Origin of the sequence: Pseudomonas sp. efr-133-TYG-5 (genome assembly GCF_030209175.1) — a bacterium.
Lineage (GTDB): Bacteria > Pseudomonadota > Gammaproteobacteria > Pseudomonadales > Pseudomonadaceae > Aquipseudomonas.
The window spans coordinates 203,708-225,379 of sequence record NZ_JARVSM010000001.1 but is presented as its reverse complement, the minus strand read 5'-3'; the positions used below and the strand labels follow the sequence as shown (position 1 = coordinate 225,379).

The following is a 21,672-nucleotide window of genomic DNA, read 5'->3' as shown; positions in this document are numbered from 1 at the left end:
GGTACAAGTACAACGCAGCCAGGGCCTCCAGCCTCGACGAGTTGGACTGCACGGTAAACCTTGAGACATCTACCTCGCTAGCATGGATTTCGATGTAAGGGTCATCGCTCTCTCTGTCCTTCACATACAGGTATGTCCAAGAGCGGCTGTTCACAGGGTATGAATCACCATCCGTGTCTACGTTTCGCCCAGGGCCATAGAGCAAATCCAGAAAACATCTGAAGTCGGGCCGTTCGCTAACGACGGTCACTGTGTACATAGGTTTTCCGTATTGTCCGCTTTGGGTCGATTTTTGCCTGTCGGAACGGGATTAATCGGCCAAACCTGGCGGTGGTAGGTGGCCGAAAATGGCAGATCCAGGCAGGCGCCCTGTAGTGAGAACTTAATGCACGGATAGAACGGACTATTTCGACAGAAATTGTGAGGTGTCGTCCGCTACGTAGTAGAGAATGTACCCGGAATACACTAGAGAACCGGCAGCAACTTCCGCTTTGAAGCACTCTGTGAGTGCATCCTCATCAGCAAAACCGTATTCCGACAACTTGTCACCTGCGAAACTAGCAAGTCGCCACGCGTCGAAGCCACCGATCTCACCATGAGCCCCAAAGTCAAAGTCTACTGTACCTGTGGGGAGACTAACCGCGCAGCCATAGCCGTGCTTGAAGTAACGAACTCCGCCTTCTAACTCTCCGCGCTGAGGAATGTCAGTGCCCACCCAATCCATATTGGTCAAGGGCCGCGGAATACCAGACCGATGCATCATGTCCACAGCGGTGCCAACACTTGCTTGGTAGTCGCTGATCAAAATGGCGAGTTGGTTATTCATAAAGTCTCACGTTATAAGCAGCACTGAGTCCAGAGACCGCAGAGAGTAGCAGTCGACGCAACTGATGGGCAGCTCTTGGCCGGTTAGCGACCCTTCCTCTGTTCAGCCATCCTTGTCCTTCGACACGAGGAGGACTAGTCATGAACATCTTCGCTACCTGCAGCCGCCAGCCTTGGAACAAAGGAAAGCTGGTCGGGCAGAAAGCTCCACTCAGACTGAGAGATATCTGGGCCATCCGGGTTAGGCTTGCAAATTGCAAAACGGACTCGTGATCTTGCGCTCTTCGATCTGGCCATCGACAGCAAGCTTCGGGCCTGCGACTTAACCAAACTTCGTGTGCGCGACGTCGCCCATGGCGAGCACGTATCACCACGCGCCATGGTGATGCAGCAGAAAACGCTGCGGCCAGTGCAGTTGGAAATCACCGAACAACACGGTTTGCTATTGCGGCCTGGATACACCAAGCCCAACTCCGGAGCGAGGACTGGCTTTTTCCGAGCCAGCTGCATGCCTCAGACCATATATCAACACGTCAATACGTACGGATCGTCAAAGGCTGGGTGGAAGCCGTTGGCCTTGATCCAGCCATGTATGGCACTCACACAATGAGGCGTACGAAGGCATCGCTGATCTATCGCAGGACGAAAAATCTGCGAGCGGTTCAACTGCTGCTCGGCCACACGAAGCTGGAGAGCACAGTTCGATATCTGGGAATTGAAGTCGATGACGCCCTAGAGATGGCGCAACAGACCGAGGTTTGAATATGCATAGCGACGGTCGAGCCCTGACCGTCGCTAACCGGCCAATTGCAAACGTTGGCCGCCTCCCCCTCTTGCTCGATCTCTACATAACGGATTGTGACGCCTGAGCCACTACATATCTCCTGATCAGGGCAATCCTAACAAATATGACGGCGCCTTTTTTTACAACACCTCGAACAACCCCGCCGCGCCCATTCCGCCCCCCACGCACATCGTCACTACGACGAACTTCACCCCGCGTCGTTTTCCTTCCAGCAACGCGTGTCCAACCATTCGAGCTCCGCTCATGCCATAGGGATGCCCGATCGAGATAGCGCCGCCATTGACGTTCAACTTCGCGGGATCGATCCCTAGTCGCGCCGCGCAGTACACAACTTGGCAGGCGAACGCTTCGTTGAGCTCCCACAAGCCGATATCGTCTACGTTCAGGCCGTGCTGACGGAGCAATTTGGGCACCGCCAATACCGGTCCTATACCCATTTCTTCCGGCGCAAGCCCGGCGACAGCAATGCCTCGATAGAGTCCCAACGGCGTGCCCCCCAAACGCGCCGCCAAGCCACCTTCTAGCAATACGCACGCACTGGCGCCGTCAGACAATTGGCTGGCATTGCCAGCGGTGACACTGCCGCCTTCGATCACTGGTTTGAGGCCTTGCAGATCCGCCAAGACGGTAGCGGGCCGATTGCCCTCATCCTGGGTGAGCGTGACTTGCACGTGGCTGACCGCACCGTCCTCCTGGTTTACGATCTTTTTGCGTGCTGTGACCGCAACGATTTCATCGGCAAACAGGCCGGCGGTCTGGGCCGCCGCCGTGCGCTGCTGAGACTGCAACGCATAGGCGTCTTGCGCCTCGCGACTGATACCGTACCGCGCAGCCACTCGCTCGGCGGTTTGCAACATCGGCATGTAGGCATGCTCGTTCATGCGCAGCACAGCGTCGTCGTATGCCTCGCTCGCCAGGCGATTGTGGGTCGATTGCACAAGGCTGATCTGCTCCTGACCGGCGCCGATGGTCACCTGCATGCCGTCCACGATGATTTGCTTGGCGGCGATGGCAATTGCCATGAGGCCTGATGCGCATTGGCGGTCGACGGTCTGCCCACTCACCGACACCGGCAGACCGGCCGCCAGCGCCGACAGACGCGCGGGGTTGATCGCTGCAGTGCCGCTTTGCATCGCCGTGCCCAGCACCAGGTCTTCTATCTGGTCCGGCTCGATGCCGGCACGTTCGACTGCTGCGCGAATGGCGATTGCCGTCATGCTGGGTGACTTGAAATCATTGAATGCGCCGCGCATGGCCTTGGCAATCGGCGTGCGAGCGGTGGAAACAATCACAGCATCTTTCATGGTTCAAGATCCTTGGTCGTGGAAGCGGGCAAGTTGCAGATCAGTTCCCCTAACGCCACGCGCAACCGTTCGGGAATCGGTACCGGGCAGCGTTCGATCCGATCGACAAAAACATGCACGAAACGCCCGGTGGCGCTGGCCAGTGCCTGCCTTTCGGGAAACACCGCAAGTTGATAATGCACGGAGCTGCGGCCCAGTTTGCTTACCGCGAGCGCGACCTCGATGCGCTCTGGAAAAGCGACCGGAGCGTGGTAATCGCAGCTGGAGCTGACCACCAGCCCGATCACCGGACCGTCATGGATATCCAGCCCGCCCTCTCCGATCAATACGTTGTTCACGGCACTGTCAAAAAAACTGTAATAGACGACGTTGTTCACGTGCCCATACACATCGTTGTCGTGCCAACGGGTCGTGAGCGAGGTGAAGTGTGAGTAGTTGGCGCGCTCTCGGATGTCGGTCATCAATAGGCCGCCTCATAGATCGCCAGCGCATCGGCTTCGCTGACGGCGCGCGGGTTGTTCACCAACAGCCGCTGTTGTTGCATCGCGTCTTGGGCCAGTTGGCCCAGGCTTTCTCTGGGCACGCCGGCATCGCGCAGCGTTTCCGGCAATCCGCAACGGCCGCCCAGTTGCGCCAACTCGCAGACAAATTGCTCGCTGCGGCTCTCGCGATCGCCCGCCTGCAGCCTTGCTCCCAGCAAGGGCGAAGCCAGTTCGGCGTAGTCGGTCAGCGCATCTGGAAGGTTGAAGCGCATTACATGCGGCAGCACCAGCGCATTCGCCAGGCCATGGGGAATGTGAAAATGTCCACCCAGCGGATACGCCAGCGCATGCACCGCCGCCACTGGCGCGTTGGCAAATGCCTGGCCGGCGAGGCACGCCCCTAGCAGCATTGCCTGCCGCGCGGGTAGATTGCCGCCGTTGTATACAGCCTGTTCAAGATTGTCAGCCAACAGCCGCAGCGCCTCTCGCGCCAACAGGCTCGACAGTGGATTACGCTTGAGTTTGCTGGTGTAGGCCTCGATCGCATGCACCATGGCATCGATGCCCGTGGCTGCCGTGACGGCCGGCGGCAGACCTAGCGTACAAACCGCGTCGAGGACGGCAAGATCCGGCAGCAGCAATGGCGAGACGATCCCCATTTTGGTGGTCTCACCGGTTGTCACAATCGCGATGGGCGTCACCTCCGAGCCGGTCCCTGCGGTGGTCGGCACCTGGATCAGCGGCAGGCGCGGCCCCTTCGCCTTGTCGATACCGTACAACTCGCTGATCGGCTGGCCGCATGCGGGATGTGCGAGCAGAGCGACCAGCTTGGCCACGTCCATCGAACTGCCACCGCCGAAGCCAACGATCATGTCGGCACCAATATGCCGTGCGCGGTCCACGGCGGCGAGCACACAGTTCTGGCTCGGATCCGCCGTCACGTCACTGAAGATCGCCACACCAACTTTCGCGAGGGTGAAAGCGGGCAAGACGTCATCAAGCATGCCAAGACGGGCGATGCCGGGGTCGGTGATGATCAGGATACGCCGCGCACCACGCTCGCGGCACAGGCTCGCGAGGCGTTGCGCCGCGCCGCTTTCGCAAAGAATCTGCGCAGTAGTGGCAAAGCTGAAAGGCTGCATGTCAGCGACTCCCTGTTCTTGGTAATACGTCTGCGGTCAGCAACTGAAGTCACTCGACGCCATCGCCATCAAGCAGCTCGCACCGCCCAGCAGCGCTTCACGGTGCGCACTTGCACGGGGCAATACGCGGCGCCAGTAAAAGTCAGCGGTATGCAGCTTGGCCTGATAAAAAGCCTCTTCGTCGGTACTTGCGGCCAGCGCTTCATGGGCGCGCACGGCTGCCTGCATCCATAAACCGGCCAGCAGGACGTAGGCCGAGTACGCGAGGAAATCCACGGAAACCGCGCCTATCTCCTGCGGATCGCGCTGGCAGGTCTCGATAACGCTAATGCTCAGCGCTCGCCATTCTTCGAGGCGCTGACTGATCGCTGCGGCCATTTCGTTCAATGATGGGTAAGCGCCGGCGGTGTCTACGTGCGGTACCAATTCGTTGATCAGTGCGTGCAATTCGGCGCCGCCATCGCTGATCAATTTACGCCGGATCAGGTCCAGTGCCTGGATGCCATTGGTGCCTTCATAGAGCTGGGTAATGCGACTGTCACGCATCAGTTGTTCCATGCCCCATTCGCGAATGTAGCCATGCCCGCCAAACAGCTGCACACCGAGGCTGGCGACTTCCTGGCCGACATCAGTGAAGAACCCTTTGACGATAGGGATCAGGAGCGCGGCGCGGCGCATGGCGGCTCGACGAACGTCCGGTTCTGCTGCTGCGTGTTCCAGATCGAGTTGTCGCGCGGTATACGCACCCAACATCCGGCAACCTTCAGTGAGGGCCTTTTGGGTCAGCAACATGCGCCGCACATCGGGATGAACGATGATCGGGTCGGCAGCCTTTTCCGGTGCCACTGCGCCGGCCAGCGAACGCGACTGCAAACGTTCGCGGGCGTAAGCCAGGCCCCCTTGAAAAGCCGCTTCCGCAATGCCCAGTCCCTGCAAACCGACCTGGAATCGCGCGTCGTTCATCATGGTGAACATGCACGCCAACCCTTGATTTGGCTCGCCGACCAACCAGCACTGAGCACCGTCGAAATTCATGACGCAAGTCGAAGCACCCTTGATGCCCATCTTGTGTTCCAGGGCGCCGCAGCTCAGCGTGTTGCGCTGGCCGTCGGGGAGGATTTTGGGCACCAGAAACAGGCTGATACCCTTCACACCCGCCGGCCCATCAGGCAGACGCGCGAGGACCAGATGAATGATGTTGTCGGTCAGATCGTGCTCACCGCCGCTGATGAAAATCTTGCTGCCGTCGATGCGATAGCCACCATCGGCCTGGGGCTGCGCGCGGGTGCGCAATAACGCCAGGTCGGTTCCGGCCTGTGGCTCGGTCAGGCACATGGTGCCGGTCCATTCGCCGCTGACCATTTTGCCCAGCCAGGCGTGTTTGAGTGCGTCACTGCCATGGCAATGCACGGCCAGCACCGCGCCTTCGGTCAGGCCGGAATAAATCCGGAACGACAGCGAGGCCGCCATCAGCATTTCATGCACGCAGGCCGAGACCATTTGCGGCAATCCCTGGCCACCGTACTCTGTCGGCCCGCTCATGCTTGCCCAACCGTTGTCGACGTACTGGCGATAGGCATCGCGGAACCCGTCGGGCGTGCGGACCTCAGTGCCGATCAGTTGACAGCCTTGCTCGTCACTGTTGCGGTTGAGTGGTGCAATGACTTGGCCGGTAAAACGTGCGGCCTCTTCAAGAATGCCGTCAAGCGTGTCGCGCTCGAGCTCCACGCCCAGCTGTTCGCAATGGCCCAATACGTCGAACAACTCGTGCAATACGAAACGCATATCGCGAATAGGGGCTTGATAATTCATACCGCGCCCTCCACGACATCGGCGAAACGTTTGCCGCCGTCCTTCAATCGCTGGAGCAGACCGGCTGGGCGCCAGTGCTCGCCGAACATGCCCTGCAAGTGTTCAAGCCCAGCGACCATCTGGCTTATGCTCTGCTCATCCGCCCAGCGCATTGGCCCTCCGGTGTGCGCAGGAAATCCATAGCCGTTGAGCCAGACCTGATCGATGTCATGGCTGCTGGCAGCAATCCCTTCTTCGAGAATTTTTGCCCCTTCATTGACCAGCGCGAGGAGGCAGCGCTGAAGAATTTCCTGCACGTCGATTTCACGGCGACGATAGCCCAGGCCCTGAGACACCTCGAGCACCAGGTTATCGACTAGCGGATCATGCTCGGCTACACGGCTACCTGCTGCATAGCGGTAATAACCCTGGCCGCTCTTCTGGCCGAGACGGCCGAGATCGCACAAGGCGTTGTCGATTTTGACCAAGGGATCATCCATGCCCTGCCCTGCCAATTGTCGGGCGCGCCATTCCAGATCAATGCCGACCACGTCATACATGCGGAACGGACCCATGGCAAAGCCGAATTGCTGCAACGCGTCGTCCACCTGCTGCGGCATCGCTCCTTCAAGGAGCAGTTTGCGCGCTTCGGCCACATAGCTGCGCAGCATCCGGTTGCCAATGAAACCGGGGCAGTTGCCCGCCACCACCGCCACCTTGCCGGCGCGCTGAGCAAGTAATAGCGCGGCGTCCAGCACTTCGCGGCTCGTGGCGTTGCCGCGGACGATTTCCAACAACTTCATGATGTGGGCCGGGCTGAAAAAATGCAGACCCAGCACCTGTTGTGCACGCTTAGTCACTATGGCGATGGCGTCGATGTCCAGTGCCGAGGTGTTGCTGGCCAGGATCGCCTGCGGTTTGAGATGCGAATCCAGCGCGCGGAAGATTTCCTGCTTCAGCTGCAGGCTTTCATACACCGCTTCGATGACCAGATCCGCCTCAGCGAGGTCAGCGTAACTTTGCACAGGACGTACCCGAGCCAGACGGGCGTCCGCCTCCTCCTGAGTGATGCGCTGTTTGCCAACCTGCTGTGCCCAGGTCTGTTCAATCATGGTCAAGCCAGCATCCAGTGTCGGGGCGTTGCTTTCCAGCCATAGCACTGGGTATCCGGCGCTGGCCAGGCTGATGACAATGCCTCGGCCCATAGTGCCCGCGCCGATCACGGCGACCTGCTGAATATCGAAAGGGGTGCTCACACGCGGCGCTCCTGCATCGGTAGGAAATAACAGCCGCCACCGTAAGCACGCTTCCAGTATTTTTGAAATTTCATTTTCATATGCCATATATTTGCGGCATGAATATTTCAAATTTTGATCTGAACCTGCTGCGTATCTTCGACATGCTGTTGCGTGAGCAGAATGTTTCGCGCGCGGCCGAGCGTCTGGCGCTGACTCAGCCCACCGTCAGCAATGCCCTGGCGCGTTTGCGCGATGCATTGAACGATCCGCTGCTGGTGCGCGTTGGCCGCCGCATGTGTCCGACGCCTAGAGCGTTGGCCCTGGAAGGACCGATTCGCGCGGCGTTGCAACAGATCGAACAAAGCCTGGCCACGGGGGATGCGTTCGACCCGGCACTCAGCCATCGACAGCTGCGGATCGCCCTCACCGACTATGTCGAACAGTTGTGCATGCCGTCATTGCTGGCCCGCTTGCAGACCCAGGCGCCACACTTGCGCATCGATGTCGTCCACTTGGCGGCGAGCCTGCCGGCGGAGGCGCTGGACCGTAGCGAACTGGACATGGTACTGGGCCGTTTTGATCACGTACCGGCACGTTTTACCCGGCTGCGCTGGCGCAGCGAAACGTTGCGGGTGGCGATGCGTCAGGGGCATCCGCAATCAGGCGCCGGCCTGGATCTGCGCAGTTTTCTGCAACTGCGCCACGTCTGGGTGAATGGAGGCCAGACGCGAGGCATGATTGATCAGTGGCTGGCCGAACAGAATCTAGTGCGGCAGATCGTCTATACCACGCCCAATTACTTGCAGGCCGCGCACCTCGTGGCCGCTACAGACCTGTGCACGGTATTGCCGACCCAACTGGCGCAACAGTTCGCCAGGCTACTGCCTTTGGACTTGCTGGAACTGCCATTCGCATTGCCGCTCTTCGAGCTTGATCTGGTCTACCTGACGCATCGCCAACACGATCCTGCATTAGCCTGGCTGGCTGAACAGATCCTAGCGATTGCACCGGACTGAGCCATAAAAAAACACGATGGCCACCATGCCGCTCTGGTATTGGCTGCGGCCAGGCCCTCTCCCTAAAGTGGATCGCCCAAACAATAACAAGGAATTCTCCATGCGTTTTCCACCGATGTTGCTTTCACTTGCCTTGTTGGCACCGCTGATGAGTTCTGCCGCCACACCGGCTAAAGATGCGACGGCGACCACGCTGCAGAGCAATCAACAATGGTTGCAGCGTTTGCCCTTCGCCGACCGCGGGGATTTCGAAGCGGCGCAGCGCGGTCTGATCGAGCGGTACGAGGGTGTGGTCAGCAATGCCAACGGTAAGACCGTCTGGGATCTGAATCAGTACGCATTCCTTAACCAGACCAACGCACCCGGCACCGTCAACCCGAGTCTGTGGCGCATCGCGCAGCTCAATACCATTGCCGGTCTGTTCAAAGTCACTGACGGTATTTATCAGATTCGTGGCCTGGACCTGGCCAACATGACCATCGTCGAAGGCGACAATGGCTTGATCGTGCTCGACCCGCTGCTGTCGGTGGAAACGGCTAAAGCCGGCCTTGAGCTGTACTTCAAGAATCGCCCGCGCAAGCCCGTGACCACGGTCATCTACACGCACCCGCACGTTGACCATTTCGGCGGTGTGCGGGGGATCATCGACGAAGCGGATGTCACCGCGGGCAAGGTCCAGGTGATTGCACCGCAAGGTTTTTTCGAGCACGCCATCGGGGAGAATGTGTTGGCCGGGCCGGCAATGAAACGTCGCGCTCAATACATGTACGGCGCACCGTTGCCGCGTAGCGAGCGCGGCCAGGTTGATGCCGGACTGGGCAAGGGTATTCCGGCCAACGCAACCATCAGCTTGATCGCGCCCACCAGGGAAATCAGCCAGCCGCTGGAGCGCCTGACCCTTGAGGGTATCGAGGTCGAATTCCAACTCACCCCCGGCACCGAGGCGCCGGCGGAAATGAACATTTATTTCCCGCGATTCAAGGCGCTGTGCATGGCCGAAAATGCCACTCACGTGCAGCACAATGTGCTCACCTTGCGCGGCGCGCTGGTGCGCGACCCGAAGATCTGGGCGCATTACCTGGATCAGTCGCTGCTGCGCTACGGCAATCAGGCCGAGGTGGTTTTTGCCCAGCATCACTGGCCTACCTGGGGCGGTGCGCAGATACGCGAATATCTGGCTGACCAGCGCGACATGTATGCATTCATCGACAGCCAGACCCTGCGACTGATCAATCAGGGGCTGACCCCCATGGAGATTGCCGACACCTTAAGTTCGCTGCCGCCACGCTTGGCGAACAAGTGGTACAGCCGTGATTATTACGGCTCGTTGAGCCATAACGTGCGTGCGGTGTATCAGCGCTACATGGGTTTCTACGACGGCAACCCGGCGAACCTCAATCCTTTGCCGCCACAAGCTGCGGGCAAGCGTTACGTAGCGGCGATGGGGGGTGCCGAGCAGCTCTTGAAGCAGGCGCGCAAAGCCTTCGACGAAGGCGATTATCGCTGGGTCGCGCAACTGACCAATCATTTGGTCTTCGCCGAGCCGGACAACGCCGATGCACGCAACCTGCAGGCCGATGCGCTGGAACAGCTGGGCTATCAGAGCGAGAACGCGACTTGGCGCAACGCCTACCTCAGCGGGGCGCAGGAATTGCGCGACGGCGTTGCGGCTGCAACCGGCAGCGGCGGAAATGCCGACGATATGGTGCGGGCGCTGACCCCTGCAATGTTCTTCGATTACCTGAGCGTTCGGGTTGACGCGCTAAAAGACGCCGACAATGACTTGACCATCAACTGGCGCTTCACCGATCTGAACGAGGATTACGCCTTGACCTTGCGCAACGGTGTCCTTACCCACCGCGACTTGACCCGGCATGACCAAGCCGACGTGAATATCAGCATGAACAAGTCGACGCTGGATCGCATCGCGCTGAAACAGACTGGCTTTTTGAAGGAGGCAACGGTGGGCGATATCACGATCACCGGTGAGCGAGTAAAATTTCTACGCTTCATGGGTGGACTTGAGGAAACGGACGGACGCTTCAATATCGTCACGCCCTGAACGTGCGCGGCGCTCAGGCGCCGCTTTGCAGCTCGATCATGGCGATCAACGCCAGCAAACAGACGCTCGCGCCCAACGCCAGTATCGCCACGGGTGCCGGCGATGCCTGCTCCATGCGCAGCATTGCCAATCCCTGGCGGTAGCGGCGCCCTTGCCTGGCGAGCAGCCCAAGGGCGGCGAAAGCGCCTATCCCCAGCGACAGCCACGCACCCACTCGCCCCGCCAGAACCAGCACTACCAGCAACGCGATCAAGGTTCGTCGCCATGCCAATTCAGTCCGCTCCGCCTGCAGCCCCGGATCACCCATGCCAGCGGGGCCACAGCGCACTGCCGATCAACATCACCGCGGTAACGCAAGCCATCGCCAGCAATGGCGCGAGGGCCGGCAATGGCAGCGGCCGACGCTGGCGCAACGCACGCTCCACCCTCAGCCAGCGCACGCAGGCACCGGCGCTGATCAACTGACTCAACATCAGCAGGGTAATGGCTACGGCCATGCGCAAACCGGGCTCGAAGACCTGTGTGGCGAAGGCCTCAATGGCAATGGCGCCGCCTATTAACGCCAGTGACGTGCGAATCCAGGCAAGAAAGGTTCGTTCATTGGCCAACGTGAATCGCGGATCGGGCGCCTCACCGCCGCCCAGCAGGATTTCAGTCCAGGTGCGGCGTTCAGGATGCATCCCCATTAGCGCACACCAAAGCTGCGCAATGCGCCGGGCGAAAAGTACGAGAGACTGGTCGGCACGTTGAAGACGTAGGGGTTGCGTTGCTCGTTTATCAGGCCGGAGACGTGATATCGGCCACTTTTCAGGTCATAGGTCACTTCCATCGCATTCACGGCCACCTCACCGCTGGCGTGGTAAAAACTGTGCGCTTCGGAGGTGCGCCATAACGCGCCTCGCTGGTCATAGACATCGGCCTCGAGAATGGCCCAGGTGTCTTCGTCGATGTAGTAGTGACGTTTGCCGTAGATGTGCTGGGCTCCCGGCTTCAACGTCGCAACCACTTCCCACACACGATGCAGTTCATAGCGGGTGGGGACAGGGTTGACGTGGCCAGGCTTGATCAATTCGCTGTAGCGCAATCGGGGCGAGGCCAGGCGATAGCTGTTATACGGCACGTGAAGCAATTTCTTGCCCACCAGTTGCCAGTCGTATCGATCCGGTGCGCCATTGAACATGTCACGACTGTCCGCCGTGCGCAGGCCTGCCGTCCCCGGCCCGGCGGTGTCATAAGCGATGCCCGGCGCACGCCGCACTCGACGCTGGCTGGAGCTGTAGACCCACGACAATCGCGGTTCGGCGACCTGGTCCAGTGTCTCGTGCACCACCATCGCATCCCCGGCGAGGCGCGATGGCGCGGTCATTCGGTGGGTAAAATAGTAGAGAACATTGTCGGCAGCAGCGCCCGGCAACCCGTCAGGTCGAGCGAATTCCTGGCGCGCGCTCATCAGGGTAAATCGACCGTTGCCCTGCGGCGTGGCGCTGTCGGAGACAACGCTGTAACTGGCATTGCGGTTGCGGGTCAGGTGGTTCCAGATCACTTCCAGACCATTTTTAGGCAGAGGAAAGGCAACCGCTCCGGCGAAATCTCGCAGACCGTTGCCTTGGTCGTCGAGCTGCGCGTGCGTGGCGTTGCGTGCGGCGAATGCGGCGAGGTGCGCGGGTATGGCGACGCTGCGATGGGTGGGGTAGACAGGCAGCTTCATCGTCTCTGGAAAACGCTTGAGCAAAGCGATCTGCCCGGCTGACAGCTGACCCTCGTACTGGCGGTAATTCTGTGCGGTTATCTCGTACAGCGGTCGTTCATCACCGTAAGGATCGACCGGCGTGCCGTTGCTTTCCAGTCGCTGTTGCGCGGTTGTGAGTCCGCCTTGCCATGCAGGGATTCGCCCGTCGGGAGTGGCGTCGCGCTCGGCGCCGATCGGCGTCAGGTTCTGCGGTAATTCACTGGCGGCGAGCGCTCCTGCCGCCCACGGTATTGCCAGCAAGACACAGCATGACAACGGAATCAACCACGACTGAATAAAACCTCTGGTATGTGCTGGCATCACTCTTAACCTCTTATTGTGTTTATCAGAGAGTGAACATGTGCAGTCGTCCCGCCAGACGACATGGCGGCTGGCAGGATGGTGGGCAAAAACAATTTTTAGCGCCGGTCAGATAGCCTCTGGATGAGTATCATTGGATACTAAGTAGCCCTCTGGGCCCCGACAAATAGCGTCTTCAGATACTTGCCATAGCACTTCGGCATAGCCAGAGATTTGCCCATGACTTTGAAACAGCTGCGTTACCTCGTCGCTATTGCAGAAGCTGGAAGCTTCTCCAATGCTGCACGCCGGGCGTTCATCGCTCAGCCTGCCCTGAGCCGTCAGATCGGTTTATTGGAAAGCGAACTGGAAATGCAGTTACTCGCCCGTCAGCACGATGGCATCGAACTGACCGATGCCGGGCGACAGTTATACGAAGTGGCGCGCTCGGTGATTCAGAAGCTCGATTCGGTGAAAGACGAGCTCAAATCCAGTCGGGGCAATCCGATGGGCCATGTCGCGATTTCCATTCCGGCAACCGCTTCGTCGTTGCTGTTACCGACGATCCTCACGCAGGCGCAGGCAAAGTTTCCGGGGATCAAACTGACGATATGGGATGGTCTCAGCCGCGAAGGCGGCCAGGCGATCGAGCTGGGCAAAGTGGATTTTGGCGTTGTGCCGAACGCTGAGGAACTGGAACACGTCATCGCCGAACCGGTCTTCACCGAAGACCTGTATTGGGTAGGCACACCGGTGCATGAGGCTGATCACTCGTCCATCACGCTGGCTGAAGCGGCCGCGACCCGGCTGGTGATGCCGCCGCGCGCCCTGCATCTGCGGCGTCGGATCGAGCAGGCGGCAATGGAAACCGGGGTGACCCTCGATTCAAGCTACGAGCAGCAGTCTGCGCCTGGCATCAGCAGCCTGGTGCGCGCCGGGTTGGCGGCGACCATCAGCAACTGGCCGCCGCTGACGGAATTGCTGGAGCCGATATCGGCCCGGCTGATCGTCGAGCCGCGAATCACCCGCACGATTTCGCTGGCCTATTCGCAGCACAAGCCACTGTCGTTTGCGGCAACCTGCATGCGCGATCTGGTCCGCGGCGTCCTGGTCGAGGCCGTCGTCGACGACCGCTGGAAAGGCAGTTTGATCGAGCGTGTGCCCGAAGAAACCTTGAGCGCGGTCGATCACTAAGGGCGCCGCAACGGTGGGCCGTGCAGCGCCGCACGGTTCAGTTGACCCGAGGCAATGCGATACCTTTCACCTCGTTCAGGCGCTGGCGGGTTTTCTGCGGATCCATCCAGAACAAACCGATCACCCCGGCAATGATCAGCACTGCGCCACAGACCAGAAACCCTTCACCGTAACCTGCCGGATGCTCGGCCCCCGCACCCTGCACGAGGATGCCGGTGACCACCGGCGCCGACAAACCAGCGAGCGAGGCAATGCCGTTGCCGATCGCCAGAATGCCCGCACGTTGGCTGCCGGGTGTGAACTCGGCGAGCATGGCCGGCCCTACCGAATACATCACCAGCGCCAAGCCACCGCTGAACGTTAGGCTGACGATTCGCTCTATGCTCGACAATCCCGGCAGAAACAGCGCCGCGCTGAGCAGGCCACTGGCAATCAGGCAAAACGAAACGAATGCTCCACGCGACCAGCGCGATGCAATCCCGCCGCGAAGCATGCGCTGTGACAGCCAAGCCATGAACAGACTCAGCGGAGTGGTTACCACCACGAACAGCACGAACACCCGGCCCGTCATGATGGGGTCGATGCCCAGCCCGTTTTCCAGATAGCTCGGCACCCAGGTAAGGGTCAGTGCCAACGACCAATTGGCGGCGAAATGGCAAAGGTAATTGCTCAGCACCGTGCTGTCCGTGAGCAAGCGACGATACGGTACGCGTTCCTCGTCCTGCTTCAGCTGGCCGGGACGGATGCGATCAAGCGTACCCTCACGACCCAGCAGCCACCACAACACACACCAGACTGCGCCGATGACGGCCAGAACAATGAAGTTCATTCGCCAGCCGTAATGCACGCTGATCCAGGGGATCATTGCGCCCGCAACCAACAACCCCAAGGCGCTGCCGGTATGCAACAGCGCGACCGGAAGGTTGCGACGGTCATTGGGAAACCATTTGTACAAGGCGTGGGTAGCGACTGGCGAGGCCGGCCCTTCGCCTATTCCCAGCAGCACTCGGCAAGCGATGATGGCCCAGAGAGAAGTGACGAAGAGCATCGGCAGTTGCACGACCGCCCAGAATGCGCCCATGCCCAGCAGCAACGTGCGTGTGGGACGGCGGTTAGCCACGAAGCCGCCGATGACCGCGGAAATCGCAAAGAACCAGTGCAACGCGCCCCCTACGAGGCCGAACTCGGTCGGGGTCAGGCCGAGCTCTTTGGACATCGGCACCGCCACCAGGCCGATGACCACTTTGTCGAGGAAGTTCACCAGCATCAGCAGCGCCAGCAATACAGCAATCATCCAGGCGGTGCCCAGACGTGCGGGTGTGTCATTGTGAGTCATGGTCGTCTCTCGTTATTGTTCTTGTCAGAGCGTCCGGCCCTGCACGACCGGACGTGCGGCACGCGCTGCTAGCTTGGCATCAGGACACCCTTGGCAATGGTGTTGCGCTGAATTTCGCTGGTTCCCGTCAAGATGCGCATCATTCGGGTCGCGCGGAAAATCCACTCCACCGGATGGCCCCGCAGCAACCCCGCGCCACCGTGAATTTGCACCGCGCGGTCAGCAATACGGAAAGCGGTTTCGGAGACGAACAGCTTGCACATCGGCGCCTGGGTGCGAATATCGCCGCCGGCGTCGCTGACCGCTGCGGTGGCGTAAACCATGCTGCGTGCGGCATGCAGCTCGGTGGCCATATCGGCAATCATGTGGCTGATCGACTGGAACATCGCGATGGGCTGGCCGAACTGCTTGCGTGTGCGCGCGTAGTCAATCGACAGGTTCAATGCCAAGCCTGCCATGCCTAACAACGTCGGGCAATGCAGCAAACGGTTGAGCATGATCCGCCCCATCGCCAGTTTGAATCCCTGGCCCTCTTCGCCAATGCGGTTGGCCGCAGGCACCCGAACGTCGTCGAGGAAGATATCGCCGTGCGCGCCACCACCGGACATGACCGCATAGTCGCTCTCGATCCGCACGCCGGGCGCCTTCAGATCGACGAAGAAGGCCGAAATGCCTTGGGCTCCGCCGCCGGTGCCGGTAACCGCAAGCAGCACGGCAATATCCGCATAAGGCGCGCCAGAGATGAAACGCTTGCTGCCGCTCAGCACATAATCATCGCCGTCGCGTCGGGCACTGGTGGTGATCGCCGTCGCATCGGAGCCTGCCTCGCTTTCTGTCAGCGCGAAGCACACGGCTTTTTCGGCACGGCACACCGGCTGCAAGAAAGTCTCGACTTGTTCCAGGCTCGCGACCTTGAATAGATGCCCGATACGCGGCGGTCCGGACAGTTCGCCGAGGATGTGCGGCGCCAGCATGGAACCGCTCAGTACCGTGGCTTCCTTTACCGCGCACAAGTCTGAAACGTTCAGCCCCGCGCCACCGATCGCCTCGGGCAGCATGACGTTGTAAAACCCTAGCTCGCAGGAGCGCTGCCACACTTGCTGAAGAACTTCGCGGGGGTGCGGCTCCGCCCAACTCAGGCCGGCGCTTTGTTCCAGCGGGCGGATCTCATCGCGGATAAAACCGCCGATGGCCTCGATGATTTGGCTGGCCTTTTCACTTGGCTGATACATGGTGATCTCCTCGTCAGATGCGGCGGTCGCTGTTTTGCCAGTAGGCATCGCGAATAAGACGGCGAACGACTTTGCCGTTGGGGTTCTTCGGTAGTTCGCTGACGAAATCCACAGCGCGGGGTTTCTTGAACCCGGCCAGGGTGCGTGCGCAGTGATCGATGACCTCGGCCTCACTCAGTGCAGTGTCCGGCTTGAGTACAACGACGGCTCGCACCGCCTCGCCCCACTGCTCATCCGGCACACCAATGACGGCCGCCTCAAAAACCTCAGGCAAGGTGTAAAGCACCTGCTCGACTTCCGTGGGATAGATGTTGAAGCCGCCGGAGATGATCATTTCCTTTTTGCGATCGACGATGAACACGTAGCCCTGTTCATCGACTGTCGCCAAATCGCCGCTGAGGTAATACCCCTCGCGCATCACCTCGGCAGTAAGCTCCGGCGCGCGCCAATAGCCCTGCATGATGTCCGGGCCCTTGACCACGATTTCGCCGATTTCGCCAGGCTTAACATCCTCGAAGTCTTCGTTGACCACTCGCAGGTCAGTCTCGAAATAGCAGCGTCCGCAGGAAGCCAGGCGCCGATAGTCGCCCTCTTCGCAAAGATGGTCTTGCTCGGTGAGTACCGTGACCAGCGAGCAGGTTTCGCCGGCACCGTAGCCTTGGGCAAGGATCGGCCCGAACACTTCGATGGCGCGTTTGACCAGCGAGGGCGCCATCGGCGCTGCGCCGTACATGACCAAACGCAGGCTGCTCAGGTCATAGCGATCAACGCCGGGGAAATTGACCAGTCGGTTGATCATCGCCGGCACCAGAAACAAGCGCGTTACACGTTCACGCTGAATGCTTTCGAGCAGCAATTGATCGTCGTAGCGTTCCAACAGCAGGTTGCACGCACCCACCGCCAGCAAGGGCATCAACTGCATGCCGCTGGCATGGGTGATCGGCCCGACGTGGGCCATCACATCGTCCGGCGCGGCTCGCCGGGTGGGGCTGGCGATGCTTTTGCGGATCAGCGCCTTGCGATTGCCGACGCTGAGCATGGCGGCTTTCAGCACACCGGAGCTGCCCGAGGTGTAGTGCAAGACCGCCAGTGCATCGTCCGGCAGGTCACAATTGACCGGTGCCTCATTGCCTCGATCCAGCAGTGCCGAATAGGCGATATCACCGCCCTTCTCTCCCAGTGTCACCACCAGCCGCAACCCTGGGACTTCAGCCCGGCGTGCGATCAACGCCTCGGCAAACATGGGTGTGGCGATCAGTCCGACGCTGCAAGAGTCGTTGATGATCTGAATGACTTCTTCGAGCGACAGCCGCGCATTGACCGGCACTTTCACCAGACCGGCCTTGTAGAAGGCCACTTCCGCCTCCACGAGTTCTACGCGGTTTTCCGCAAGGATGGCGACGTGTTCGCCCGTGCTGATGCCTTGGCCCAGTAATGCTGAAGCGAGCTGATTTGTCCGCTGCTCCAGCTGTGCAAAGTTCAGCCTGGTGTGACGATCGATGACGGCCATCCGCTCTGGCCAGTATCTGGCACTTCGACTGATTATTTTTCCGAGGTTCACGTTGTTGTTCTCGTCGACAGTTAAGACCGGGACGATGCTAAACAGCGTGGGCTAAAGGGGCGTAATACCAGTTGTCGATGCCGGCCATAGCGGTTTTAGCTGGCTGAAAAGCTCCCTTCCTTGTGCTGCGCCGCAGCGGTTTTTGCGGCGTCATGCCCATGCCGAAGTGTTATGGCAACGATTCAAAGACGCTATTTGTGAGCCCCGCCGGGGCCTCCCTATTATCGATACCGACCGACAAAAGCCAAACCGCCGCCGGCCAGGCGCTGGGGTGTTCCTGCTGTTGTCGGTGCGCCATCCCCTCACTCTCGAATAAACACAATAAGAGGTTAAGAGTGAATAGACATGTTTGCGACCGGCTACGGTCATCGCTGGTCTTACTGTCGTGCAGTCTGCTCGCCGCCCCGGTGGGGGCAGTCGAATTTGCATTGGGCGACATTGATGGGCAGCTCGATTCGGCGCTGGCACTCGGTGTAGGGGTCAGCACTGCCAATCCGGCCAAGCTGCAACTGGGGGCCGCGAACGGCAATGACGGCCGCCGCAATTATCGATCCGGAGACGTGTTCTCGACGATTTTCAAAGGCACCCATGACCTGGAGCTCAAGCGCGACAACATCGGCATGTTCCTGCGCGGGACCTACTGGTACGACACCGCGCAACGTGATCACAGCCAACGCTTCAAGGACATCGACGACAACGATCGCCAGGCGTCGGCAAAAACCGCAGGCTTCCAGCTGCTCGATGCCTTCGTCTATTACTTCTACGACATCAACGGCGAGCCGGGCTCGGCGCGTGTCGGCAAGCAAGTGGTGAACTGGGGGGAAAGCATTTTCATCCAGGGCGGTTTGAACGTTGTAAATCCTTTCAACCAAGCGGCACTGCGCCGGCCGGGTTCGGAGGTGAAGGACGCACTGGTGCCGGTGAACTTGCTCTATATGACGCAGAACATCAATGAAGCAGTGTCCTTTGACGCCTTCTACCAGTTGGACTGGGAGCAGACCCAGTTGGACAACTGCGGCACCTTTTTTTCGGGAAACGACTTCACACCTGAGGGCTGCACCGGCCTCGATGTCGGCGGACGCCTGGTCAACGCCGCCGCTGCCAATCGAGGGTTGGGCCCGTTCGGCGTGGTCATGGGTGAGGAAGGCGTGCGCATCCCTCGCAGCGGTGATCAGGACGCACGCAACAGCGGCCAATGGGGCCTGTCGTTACGTTGGTACGTCACACAATTGGATGCTGAATTCGGGGTCTATGCCGCCAATTACCACAGCCGTTCGCCGTATCTGGGAACCGTCAGCAGTCGGTATTACAGCAACACCGGTTTTGCTCCGCAATTGTGCAGCAATCTTGGTGTGCCGTCGGCAGGTTGCGGTGCTTTTCTGGCCTCCAGCACCGGCCAGACACTCGCCGGCGCGCTGCGCATGGGAACGTCTCAGTACCTTTCCCAATACCCCGAAGACATCCGTTTATATGGCATGACGTTCTCGACCACCCTACGCAGCGGTACAGCGGTGCAGGGCGAACTCAGCTACCGCCCGAATATGCCCGTGCAACTCAATGGCACGGATGTGCTGCAGTCGCTGCTCAATGCCCACGGGCGCAGTCCACTGTCCGAACCCGGCCTGAGGCCGACCACCGACTCAACTTTTTTCAACGGCTACCGGCGCAAGGAGGTCACTCAGGCGCAGGTCTCTGCAATGCATTCTTTAAGCCAGGTCTTGGGGGCGAATCAGTTGCTACTGGTCGGTGAAGCCGGCGCCACTTACGTCGGTGGCCTGGAGGGCAAAAACGGGCCTCGCTATGGCCGATCCGGCGCTTATGGCAACGGCGAGCTGGCTGACAACAGCATCTGTCGAGCCATTTCAGGCAGCCCGCAATACTGCACCGACGAAGGCTTCGTCACACCGTTCTCCTGGGGTTACCGGATGCGCGCGACCTTGAGCTACTCGGGGGTGATGCCAGGGCTGGACCTGCGTCCCAACCTTTCCTGGGCGCATGACGTCAAAGGTTATTCGCCGGGCGATGGCTCGGCGTTCAATGAAGGTTCGCGCTCCGTCAGCCTGGGTCTGGACGCGACGTTCATGAGCAAGTATTCGCTGAGCCTGTCTTACACCGATTACATCGATGGCACTTACGGCACGCGCGGTGACCGCGACTTTGCCTCCATCGCTATTGGTGCCACCTTCTAACGTAAAAGGAAAACAAACATGCGCAAGTGCCTTGCCCGTTTCGCCTCTGACAAACCCAACACCCCATTTGTATTGGGTGCCGCGTTGCTGCTTTCCAGCGCCATCTGCCCGGCCTTCGCCGCGAGTGGCTCAGCCGATACTGGCGTCATGCGTGGTTTTCCACCCGCACCGGAGTTTCGTGTGAACAAAACCAACGCCTTTCAACCGCCTTTCCTGCGCTGGTCAATCCGGCACGCCCGGGAAGTGTCCGCAACGCGCAACATTGCTCGTGCTGCACAGCCGCTGGCAATCATCGAGGCTGCGCCGCACGATCTCGACTCGGTGACCTTCAAGGTCGGCGAAGAGGACCTGACCCTCGCCCGCTACCTGCAAGATACCGCGACCGATGGCTTCATCGTCCTGCGACGCGGCCACGTGGTGTTTGAACGCTATATGGAAGGATTTGAACCCGACCAACCGCACATCTGGGCTTCGATGACCAAATCCGTCACCGGCTTGCTGGCAGCGCAATTCATTGCAGAAGGCAAACTCGACCCGCAAGCGAAACTTGCCAGTTATGTCCCTGAACTGAGCGGCACACCGTTTGGCGAGGCCACGGTGCAGGCCAATCTGGATATGCAGGTGGCTGTGGCCTACCCCGAAGCAGTTCCGCCGGACCTCGGTTTGTTCGCCGCGACCGGGCTCATCCCGCGGAGCGCAAATATGCCCGGCGATATCTACGCTTTTTTGAAGGTCGCGCAAATCGCTCCCGGGGAAGGCAAGTTTTTTTATCAGAATGGCTCACCCGAGGCGATGGCCTGGGCGCTGCGGCGTATCTCCGGAACGAATTGGGCGCAATTGGTTCAGCAACGGATCTGGTCGCGCTTCGCTAAGGAAGATGGCTATGTCCAAATCGATGAATTGGGCACAGAGATGGCCAGCGGCGGGATCAGCACGAATCTGCGCGACACCGCGCGCTTCGCCGAACTAGTCCGTCGTGAGCTGGCTCGTGAATCAAGCACGGACAGTTTCAATCAAGCCGTGCGCAATACCTTCCAGCCGGGCGATCCGGCGATTTTCGCGCAAGGCAATCTGGCACCTGGCCGGCCTGGTTATGCCTATCGCAATTACTGGTTTCAGCGCAATGACGGCGAAGGATCGGTGGAGGCCAGTGGTCGCTTCGGACAAAAAATCTACATCAACCCGAAGCGTGAGGTGGTGATCGTTAAACTGTCCTCCACTGCCGACCAAGCGAGGCGCGCCACCAGCGCGGCAGGTGGAGCAAAGGTGGCTGCAAGGATGATCGACTCACCCGGCACGTTTAACAACATGATCAATGCGATATTGCGAGATTTAAGAGACTGAACGTCATCGCAGTTTTTTCGACAACAAGCGGCCAAAAACAAACGTACGCGGATGGCTGCTTACGGCCAAGAGCGGACATCGGCAAGCTACCGCTGTCGGCCAGAAGCGGCCACTCGTGACCG

The 21,672-nt window shown here is 59.8% G+C and carries 17 protein-coding genes and 1 pseudogene; 6 read left to right on the top strand and 12 right to left on the bottom strand.

The annotated features are described in order from the left end of the window. Positions 1–403: 403 nt before the first annotated feature. Positions 404–826, bottom strand: coding sequence for a DUF6896 domain-containing protein (locus tag QRN70_RS01055; RefSeq protein ID WP_046488807.1), 423 nt, complete (start codon positions 824–826; stop codon positions 404–406). 140 nt (positions 827–966) lie between these two features. On the opposite strand from QRN70_RS01055, the pseudogene QRN70_RS01050 reads away from it, so the two are divergent. Further along, positions 967–1,587, top strand: a pseudogene (locus QRN70_RS01050) (tyrosine-type recombinase/integrase). A 162-nt stretch (positions 1,588–1,749) separates the two neighbouring features. Here QRN70_RS01050 and QRN70_RS01045 read toward each other — a convergent pair. From QRN70_RS01045 to QRN70_RS01025, 5 genes are read right to left on the bottom strand one after another with little or no spacing between them, the layout of a single operon-like run. Then, the gene (locus QRN70_RS01045) at positions 1,750–2,934 is read right to left on the bottom strand and encodes an acetyl-CoA C-acyltransferase (RefSeq protein WP_285415371.1); all 1,185 of its coding nucleotides are present in this window, start codon (positions 2,932–2,934) and stop codon (positions 1,750–1,752) included. Further along, a complete protein-coding gene (locus tag QRN70_RS01040; protein WP_285415370.1) occupies positions 2,931–3,395 on the bottom strand; it encodes an acyl-CoA thioesterase in 465 nt (154 codons plus the stop codon). The genes QRN70_RS01045 and QRN70_RS01040 overlap by 4 nt, the downstream gene beginning before the upstream one ends. After that, the gene (locus QRN70_RS01035; RefSeq protein WP_285415369.1) at positions 3,395–4,558 is read right to left on the bottom strand and encodes an iron-containing alcohol dehydrogenase; all 1,164 of its coding nucleotides are present in this window, start codon (positions 4,556–4,558) and stop codon (positions 3,395–3,397) included. The genes QRN70_RS01040 and QRN70_RS01035 overlap by 1 nt, the downstream gene beginning before the upstream one ends. A 36-nt stretch (positions 4,559–4,594) precedes the next feature. Further along, positions 4,595–6,370, bottom strand: coding sequence for an acyl-CoA dehydrogenase C-terminal domain-containing protein (locus tag QRN70_RS01030; protein ID WP_285415368.1), 1,776 nt, complete (start codon positions 6,368–6,370; stop codon positions 4,595–4,597). Further along, the gene (locus QRN70_RS01025) at positions 6,367–7,605 is read right to left on the bottom strand and encodes a 3-hydroxyacyl-CoA dehydrogenase (RefSeq protein WP_285415367.1); all 1,239 of its coding nucleotides are present in this window, start codon (positions 7,603–7,605) and stop codon (positions 6,367–6,369) included. Before QRN70_RS01025 ends, QRN70_RS01030 begins: the two co-directional genes overlap by 4 nt. An 80-nt stretch (positions 7,606–7,685) precedes the next feature. On the opposite strand from QRN70_RS01025, the gene QRN70_RS01020 reads away from it, so the two are divergent. Beyond that, entirely contained in the window at positions 7,686–8,603 is a 918-nt protein-coding gene (locus QRN70_RS01020) for a LysR family transcriptional regulator (RefSeq protein ID WP_123419631.1), read from the top strand. A 100-nt stretch (positions 8,604–8,703) separates the two neighbouring features. Continuing rightward, the gene (locus tag QRN70_RS01015) at positions 8,704–10,665 is read left to right on the top strand and encodes an alkyl/aryl-sulfatase (protein WP_285417979.1); all 1,962 of its coding nucleotides are present in this window, start codon (positions 8,704–8,706) and stop codon (positions 10,663–10,665) included. A gap of 13 nt (positions 10,666–10,678) precedes the next feature. Here the strand turns inward: QRN70_RS01015 and QRN70_RS01010 are convergent, their stop codons facing one another. From QRN70_RS01010 to QRN70_RS01000, 3 genes are read right to left on the bottom strand one after another with little or no spacing between them, the layout of a single operon-like run. Then, positions 10,679–10,972, bottom strand: a complete 294-nt coding sequence (locus tag QRN70_RS01010) for a DUF202 domain-containing protein (RefSeq protein WP_285415366.1) — start codon at positions 10,970–10,972, stop codon at positions 10,679–10,681. Further along, positions 10,965–11,351 (bottom strand): YidH family protein, encoded by a 387-nt coding sequence (locus tag QRN70_RS01005; protein WP_285415365.1) that lies wholly within the window; start codon positions 11,349–11,351, stop codon positions 10,965–10,967. The genes QRN70_RS01010 and QRN70_RS01005 overlap by 8 nt, the downstream gene beginning before the upstream one ends. Next, entirely contained in the window at positions 11,351–12,715 is a 1,365-nt protein-coding gene (locus tag QRN70_RS01000) for a DUF1329 domain-containing protein (RefSeq protein WP_285415364.1), read from the bottom strand. The genes QRN70_RS01005 and QRN70_RS01000 overlap by 1 nt, the downstream gene beginning before the upstream one ends. Before the next feature lie 219 nt (positions 12,716–12,934). Between QRN70_RS01000 and QRN70_RS00995 the strand changes: the two genes are divergently transcribed. Then, entirely contained in the window at positions 12,935–13,888 is a 954-nt protein-coding gene (locus QRN70_RS00995; RefSeq protein ID WP_285415363.1) for a LysR family transcriptional regulator, read from the top strand. Between the two features lie 37 nt (positions 13,889–13,925). On the opposite strand, the gene QRN70_RS00990 is transcribed toward QRN70_RS00995, so the two are convergent. From QRN70_RS00990 to QRN70_RS00980, 3 genes are all read right to left on the bottom strand, one after another. Continuing rightward, on the bottom strand, positions 13,926–15,182 hold the full coding sequence (locus QRN70_RS00990; RefSeq protein ID WP_285417978.1) for an MFS transporter: 1,257 nt from the start codon (positions 15,180–15,182) through the stop codon (positions 13,926–13,928). Positions 15,183–15,292: 110 nt separating this feature from the next. Beyond that, on the bottom strand, positions 15,293–16,456 hold the full coding sequence (locus QRN70_RS00985) for an acyl-CoA dehydrogenase family protein (protein ID WP_285415362.1): 1,164 nt from the start codon (positions 16,454–16,456) through the stop codon (positions 15,293–15,295). 13 nt (positions 16,457–16,469) lie between these two features. Next, on the bottom strand, positions 16,470–18,017 hold the full coding sequence (locus tag QRN70_RS00980) for an AMP-binding protein (RefSeq protein ID WP_285415361.1): 1,548 nt from the start codon (positions 18,015–18,017) through the stop codon (positions 16,470–16,472). 335 nt (positions 18,018–18,352) lie between these two features. On the opposite strand from QRN70_RS00980, the gene QRN70_RS00975 reads away from it, so the two are divergent. Next, the gene (locus tag QRN70_RS00975; protein WP_502941492.1) at positions 18,353–20,206 is read left to right on the top strand and encodes a DUF1302 domain-containing protein; all 1,854 of its coding nucleotides are present in this window, start codon (positions 18,353–18,355) and stop codon (positions 20,204–20,206) included. Positions 20,207–20,224: 18 nt separating this feature from the next. Beyond that, positions 20,225–21,550 (top strand): serine hydrolase domain-containing protein, encoded by a 1,326-nt coding sequence (locus QRN70_RS00970; RefSeq protein ID WP_285415360.1) that lies wholly within the window; start codon positions 20,225–20,227, stop codon positions 21,548–21,550. Positions 21,551–21,672: the final 122 nt, after the last annotated feature.